Origin of the sequence: Janthinobacterium paucivorans (assembly GCF_051380805.1) — a bacterium.
Lineage (GTDB): Bacteria > Pseudomonadota > Gammaproteobacteria > Burkholderiales > Burkholderiaceae_D > Janthinobacterium > Janthinobacterium lividum_D.
In genome coordinates this window covers 169,970-176,323 of sequence record NZ_JBNYXR010000010.1, presented here as the reverse complement: position 1 = coordinate 176,323, position 6,354 = coordinate 169,970, and the positions used below count along the sequence as shown (strand labels likewise).

The following is a 6,354-nucleotide window of genomic DNA, read 5'->3' as shown; positions in this document are numbered from 1 at the left end:
TTGCCACCCAGGCCGAAGCAGCCTTGCGAACCGCCGTCGCCCGAGGTATTGCTGCCGGCGCCGGCGCGCAGGTAGCCGTGGAAGCCTTCGGCGTCGGATGGATACATGGGATCGGCGGCAGCGGAACCGCTGGCGATGGCTAAGACGATGGCAGCTGGCAATGTTTTCAATACGGCCTTCAGCATGGTGCGATGCAGCATGGTAAGTCTCCTCAGTAGTTATTTTTTATCTAGTCATTCTTGGCCGAATGGACTGGCCAGAATTCTTTCCAGCAGGGACATAGTAACTATACTACGAACAAATATCAACATATTATGTTGTAATCCTACGACTAGTCTGCGACACTTTATTTGCGTAACGACAAGCGAGTTCAAGCCCGGTTTTTCCCGCTGGCGCCACCCCATCAGGCACGATGGAAAGGCATTTGCGCGGGCACCCTGCTTTTTTCGGCACGCGGCACGTATACGAATTAAAATCCTTGGTTTTTGCCCATAACGACAGTGCGCCGCCACGACAGCGCACGCAAACGAGACAAAGCAGCGCCATGAAAATTGATGAGAAAATTGAAGTAGCAGGCAGCGATCCGGCGGAGCGTTTCAGTGACGGGCCGCGCCTGCTGGCAGACATCGGCGGCACCAATGCCCGCTTCGTGCTCGAAACGCGCCAGGGCCACCTGGAAGCGGTAGCGGTGCTGCCCTGCGACGACTACGCTTCGCTGCTCGACGCCATCACCGCCTACATGGCTAGCAGCGAGGCGCGCGCCGCCGGTTCGGCGCGCGTGCGCCATGCGGCCATCGCCATCGCCAATCCTATCGACGACGACAATATCCGCATGATGAACCATCACTGGTTCTTCTCGATCGAGGCGATGCGCGCCGCGCTGGGCCTCGACACGCTCTTGGTAGTCAACGACTTCACGGCGCTGGCCATGGCCCTGCCGTATCTGCGGTCCGACCAGCGCCTGCAGATCGGCGGCGGCATGGCGCGCGCCGATAGCGTCATCGGCCTGCTCGGCTCGGGCACCGGCCTGGGCGTGTCGGGCATGATCCCCGCCGAAGATCGCTGGATCGCACTCGGTAGCGAAGGCGGCCACGTCAGCTTCGCCCCTTGCGACGAGCGCGAGATGAATGTGCTGTCCTTCGCCTGGCGCGAACTGTCGCACGTTTCAGCCGAGCGCCTCGCCTCCGGGCGCGGGCTGGAACTGATCTACCGCGCCCTGTCCGAGCGCGCCGGCAAGCCCGATGCGCCGCCGCTGCTGGCGGCCGACATCACCAGCCGCGCCCTGAACAATGAATGCGACGTGTGCCTGGAAGCGGTGGACTGCTTTTGCGCCATCCTCGGCTCCATCGCCGGCAACGTCGCCATGACACTCGGTGCGCTGGGCGGTATCTATATAGGCGGAGGCATCGTGCCGCGCCTTGGTCACCTATTCGAACAGTCGCAGTTCCGCGCCCGCTTCGAGCAAAAGGGCCGCCTGAACGACTACCTGGCACAGATCCCCACCTTCCTGATTACGGCCGAACTGCCCACGTTCCTGGGCATCGCTGCCATCCTCTCGCAAAAGCTCAAGCGCGCCCATTCCGGTGCGCCCGTGCTCGAATCGGTGCGCCAGGCGCGCGTGCGCATGAGCCCATCGGAATGCAAGGTGGCCGACTGGGTACTCAAAGAGCCGAACGCCATGCTGACCCTGCCGATCGCCGAAATCGCCCAACGGGTCGGCGTCAGCCAGCCCACGGTGATGCGCTTTTGCCGCTCGATCGGGGTCCAGGGCCTGGCCGATTTCAAATTGAAGCTCGCCTCCGGCCTGACGGGTGGCGCCATCACGGTGGCGCACTGCCACGTGGAGATCTCGGACTCCGACGCCGAACTGGCGCGCAAGGTGCTGGGCAATAACGCCTCGGCCGCGCTGGCCCTGCGCGACATGCTCGACGTGAAGGCACTGACAGCGGCCATTGAACTGCTGCGCGGCGCGCAGCGCGTAGAATTGCTGGCCGTGGGCAGCGCCCGCGTGGTGGCCGACGACATGCAGCAAAAGCTGCTCAACCTGGGCATCGTCAGCAGCTTCTTTGCCGATCCGCAGGCGCAGGAAATGAGCGCGGCCATGCTCAAGCCGGGCGACGTTGCGCTGGTCATTTCCCGTTCCGGCACCCTGCCCGACCTGCTGCACACCGTCAAGGTAGCGCAGGGCTGCGGCGCGCGCGTGCTGGCCATTACAGCCAGCGGTTCGCCACTGGCCAGGCTGGCCGACGTGCTGCTGACCCTGAACCACCCGGAAGGCAACCTCAATTTTGTGCCCATGATCGTGCGCCTGCTGCAGCTGATGATGCTAGATATCTTGTCGGTGGGACTGGCGCGGCGCGACACGGCGCAGCGCACCAGCGCTACTGAACTGGAAGCAGGACAATTGCACGGCATGCGCATCAGCGGCAAGCTGAAATTCGGTGGACATCTCGAATAAGGCGGCGCACGCCGCCCCCGCCTCCTCCGACCCCGCCAGCGGCGCCACCGTGCACGACGTGGCGCGCCTGGCCGGCGTGTCGGCCATGACGGTTTCGCGCGTGATCAACGGGCGCGCCAGCGTCAGTGCGGCCACGCGCGACAAGGTCGCGGCGGCGATCACCAGCCTGCGCTACCAGCCCAACCTGGCGGCCAGGGCGGCCCGCACGGGCACCCTGCGCATCGGCCTGCTATACAGCAACCCCAGTGCGGCCTTCCTCAGCGAATTCCTGGTCGGCGCGATGGATCAGTGTCGCCAGAGCGGCGGCCAACTGCTGCTCGAGCGCTGCGACGACCTCGATAGCCAGCGCGCCGGCATTAGCTGCCTGGTGGCCGCTGGCGTGGACGGCATCCTGGTGCCACCACCCCTGTGCGATTCGCCCGCAGTGCTGGCGCAGCTCAATCAAATGGGCATCCCGGCCATCGCCGTCGCCACGGCGCGCCCCTCGCCCGACGTGTCGGCAGTACGCATCGACGACTATGAGGGCGCGCTGGCCATGACGCGCTATCTGCTTGCGCTGGGCCACCGCGACATCGGCTTCATCGAAGGCGATCCGGCGCACACGCCCGCCCTGCTGCGCCGCCAAGCGTTCGAACACGCCATGCGCGAAGCGGGCTTGCCGGCACCGCCGCACAGGGTGGCGCAAGGTTATTTCACGTATCGTTCGGGACTCGATGCAGCGCGCCAGCTATTGGCGCAGCAACCGCGACCGAGCGCTATTTTCGCCAGCAACGACGACATGGCAGCCGCCACCCTGGCCGTGGCGCACGGCATGGGCTTGCAGATACCGCAGGACTTGAGCGTGTGCGGCTTCGACGATACACCGGTCGCTACCACCGTCTGGCCGGAGCTGAGCACGATCCACCAGCCTATCGCCGACATGGCGCGCGCCGCCGTCAATCTCGTCATCGACGAGATACGCCAGCGCCGCGCGGGAGCAGCGGCGCCCGCCACGCATCGCCTGCTGGAATTTACGCTGATGGAGCGGGCATCGTCGGGGCCATGGCGCCCCCGCTAAGCAGCCGCTAGCGCACCACCGTGTGCTGCGCCAGCGACTCCACCAGCTCCACCGACGGCGGCGCGGCGCCGGCGGCCAGGCAAGCGCCAGCGCCGGCCGCGACGGCGAAGCGCAAGTGCTGGCCGCCGTCAGCATCGGGCCGGCACATCAGGCTGTATAGCAAGCCGCCGATGCTGGCGTCGCCCGCCCCTACCGAATCGACGACCTCGATGACGGGCGGTGCCGCCTGCCATGTCTGTTCGCCCTGCACCAGGGCCGCCCCCTGTGCGCCGCGCGTATACAAATACGTGGCGTGCCGATTCCAGCTGCGCAGTGTGGCAAACGCGCCATCGATGTCGTCATGGCGGAACAGGCCCGCCAGGTCTTCGTCCGACACTTTGACGACGTCGGCCAGTTCCACCATGCAACGCAAGGTGGCGTCGTAGCGCTCATCCATCAGGGTGCGGAAATTCGGGTCGTAGCTGATGTTCACGCCAGCGGCCTTCAATGTCCGCGCCAGCGCCACCAGCTTGCCCGCCAGCGGTTCGCGCGCCAGGCTGATGCCGCCGAAATGCACCCATTGCACCGCCTGCATCCAGCCGGCAGGCAAGAGCGCGGCGTCGAAATGCAGGTCGGCGCTGTCGTCACCGATGAAGTAATAGCTGGGCGGATGCAGTTCATGCACGATGGCCAGCAGCGGCGACTTCGGATGACGCTGCAAAAAGCGCATGTCCAGGCCCGCCGAGTCGGTGGCAGCGGCCAGCGCATCGCCGAAGACGTCGAGACTGACGGCGCCGGCAAAGGCGCTGGGCAGGCCCAGGCGCGCCATCACGCGCGCCACATTCCAGGTCGAGCCGCCCACCTGGCTGCTCCAGGCGTGCGCGCCCGTGCGCAGCATATCCGTCAGCGCTTCGCCGGCCGACACAAAACGTGGCAAATGCACGGCGTTCATGCGGCACCGCCAAGCACGTTCAACACTTCATAGCAAGCGCCCATGGTGTGGTAATCGACCTTGCCAGCCGGGCTTTTATGCGCGCTAATCTTGCCGTTCTCGGGCGTTAAAATGCGATACCAGGCGCCGTGCTCATGGTCGACAAAATGCGTCCAGCTGTAATCCCATATCTTGTCGTAGCTGCGCCAATAGGCGTCGTCGCCGGTGCGCGCGGCCAGCACGGCGGCGGCGGCGAAGCTTTCCGCCTGCACCCAGAAGTATTTGTCGCCGTCGCAGATTTCATCGTGCGGACCGAAACCGTAGTGGATGCCGCCATGTGCGCTGTCCCAGGCCTTGGACAGTGCCATGTCGTACAGGGCGCGCGCGCGCGGCAGCAGCCACTCGGACGGGCCGGCCATGAATGTCGCGTGGCGCTCCATGATCAGCAGCAGCTTGGCCCACTCCGTGAAGTGGCCGGGCTGGTAACCCCAGGGGCGAAAGATATTGCTCTTGTCGTGCAGGTTGTAGTCCCAGTCAATCGACCAGTCGGGTTGGTAGTGTTCCCAGATCATGCCATTGGCCAGGGCCGCCTGACGCACGCAGATGTTGTGTGCCAGTGTCTCCGCGCGATGCAGGTAGCGCGCCTCACCGGTCGCTTCAAACGCGGCCAGCATGGCTTCGCAGGCGTGCATATTGGCGTTCTGGCCGCGGTAGCCGTCCAGGGTGGCCCAGTCGGCGCTGGCCACGTCCGCATACAGGCCGTGCTCGGGTAGCCAGAAGCGCTGCTCCATCAGTTCAAACGTCTCGTCCAGATAAGCGCGCGCTTCCTGCATCCCCGCCTGCAAGGCGTGTGCATACGCGAGCAGCACGAAGGCCAGGCCGTAGCAGTGGTTGGCGCCGTCTTCCACCGTCTTGACGCCGTCTTGCCATTTGAGTTGCCAGGCGTAGCCACCCGTAAGCGGGTCGCGGTGCACGTCGCGCAGGAAGGCCACGCCGTGGCGCAGCGCCGCCTGGTAATCGTTATCGCCGAAATGGCGGTAAGCCATGGCGTAATTGAAGATGAAGCGCGTGCTGCTGACCAGGTGGCGGGTGCTGGCGTCGTACACCGTGCCATCATCGAGGAAGAAGTGATAAAAGCCGCCGCTCGCATCGAGGGCGCGCGGGTGGTAAAAATGCATCGTGTGCAAGATGTGCTTTTCGAGCATTTCCCTGGAGCGAAAATTAGGATGCATGATGGTCTCATTATATTGTTATCGATAACAATCATCATAGCATGGCGTCCCCACGCCGTCATACCCAGCCAGGGTGGCTCGGCCAGCCGGTGCTTTTCACGCCACAGCGCCAGCTGTAACGGCTGCACTGCAGGCGATGTTTGACACGGCACTTCCGAAGGCTTACATTGCACGAGCCCATCACTGACACAGGAGTAGCATGCATCGCTTCTCGAAAACCGCCTTGAGCTTGCTCGTCGCCCTCGCCACCAGCGCTGCCGCCAGCGCCGCAGACACCACGCTGACAGTCTGCGCCGCCAAGCGCGACAGCATCCGCAGCCAATTACACCAGGCGCAGCAACAAGGCTTGTCCGACAAGGTCGCTGGCCTCACGCGCGCGCTCGCTGAAGTCAACGCTCGTTGCAGCGACACGGTGCTGGTCGAGCGTCACAACAAGAAGGTACTGAAGGCGCAGGCGAAGATGAACCAGACGGAGCGTTCGCTGCGCCTGGCCCAGGAAGCCAATAAAGAGCCGAAGAAAATCGCCAAGCTGGAAGGCAAGCTGGAAAAGGCCAAGGCGGAACTGGCCGCCTTGCAAGCGCAACAGCCTTAAGCGGCGTCACCGAGCGGCGGATCAGTGCTGGAAGCGTCCAGCGCACCCAAGCCAGTCTTGCCGCGCAAGCCATACAGATTGCGCGACAGGCTGCCGATCGGCGCC

Annotated in this window: 5 protein-coding genes and 1 pseudogene; 3 read left to right on the top strand and 3 right to left on the bottom strand. The window is 64.5% G+C overall.

Annotation, left to right across the window (positions count from 1 at the left end):
* Positions 1–200: pseudogene (locus ACQ4V8_RS14220) on the bottom strand (carbohydrate porin); the annotation flags it as partial.
* A 344-nt stretch (positions 201–544) separates the two neighbouring features.
* Here ACQ4V8_RS14220 and ACQ4V8_RS14215 point away from each other — a divergent pair.
* Complete coding sequence (locus tag ACQ4V8_RS14215; protein WP_010397316.1) at positions 545–2,458, top strand: glucokinase; 1,914 nt, start codon at positions 545–547, stop codon at positions 2,456–2,458.
* Complete coding sequence (locus tag ACQ4V8_RS14210; RefSeq protein ID WP_436571697.1) at positions 2,442–3,515, top strand: LacI family DNA-binding transcriptional regulator; 1,074 nt, start codon at positions 2,442–2,444, stop codon at positions 3,513–3,515. Before ACQ4V8_RS14215 ends, ACQ4V8_RS14210 begins: the two co-directional genes overlap by 17 nt.
* Positions 3,516–3,522: 7 nt before the next feature.
* Here the strand turns inward: ACQ4V8_RS14210 and ACQ4V8_RS14205 are convergent, their stop codons facing one another.
* Together ACQ4V8_RS14205 and ACQ4V8_RS14200 are read right to left on the bottom strand one after the other, a co-directional pair.
* On the bottom strand, positions 3,523–4,446 hold the full coding sequence (locus ACQ4V8_RS14205) for a carbohydrate kinase family protein (protein WP_436571696.1): 924 nt from the start codon (positions 4,444–4,446) through the stop codon (positions 3,523–3,525).
* Positions 4,443–5,657 carry an AGE family epimerase/isomerase gene (locus ACQ4V8_RS14200; RefSeq protein ID WP_070347154.1) on the bottom strand — a complete coding sequence of 405 codons (1,215 nt, stop codon included), beginning with the start codon at positions 5,655–5,657 and terminating at the stop codon, positions 4,443–4,445. The genes ACQ4V8_RS14205 and ACQ4V8_RS14200 overlap by 4 nt, the downstream gene beginning before the upstream one ends.
* Before the next feature lie 199 nt (positions 5,658–5,856).
* Between ACQ4V8_RS14200 and ACQ4V8_RS14195 the strand changes: the two genes are divergently transcribed.
* Positions 5,857–6,249, top strand: a complete 393-nt coding sequence (locus ACQ4V8_RS14195) for a DUF1090 family protein (protein WP_436571695.1) — start codon at positions 5,857–5,859, stop codon at positions 6,247–6,249.
* The last annotated feature ends 105 nt before the right edge of the window (positions 6,250–6,354 follow it).

What these genes read in the sequence shown, in the direction of transcription:
- ACQ4V8_RS14215 (WP_010397316.1), top strand. Translation starts at nt 545, where the DNA reads ATGAAAATTGATGAGAAAATTGAAGTAGCAGGCAGCGATCCGGCGGAG.
- ACQ4V8_RS14205 (WP_436571696.1), bottom strand. Translation starts at nt 4,446, where the DNA reads ATGAACGCCGTGCATTTGCCACGTTTTGTGTCGGCCGGCGAAGCGCTG.
- ACQ4V8_RS14200 (WP_070347154.1), bottom strand. Translation starts at nt 5,657, where the DNA reads ATGCATCCTAATTTTCGCTCCAGGGAAATGCTCGAAAAGCACATCTTG.
- ACQ4V8_RS14195 (WP_436571695.1), top strand. Translation starts at nt 5,857, where the DNA reads ATGCATCGCTTCTCGAAAACCGCCTTGAGCTTGCTCGTCGCCCTCGCC.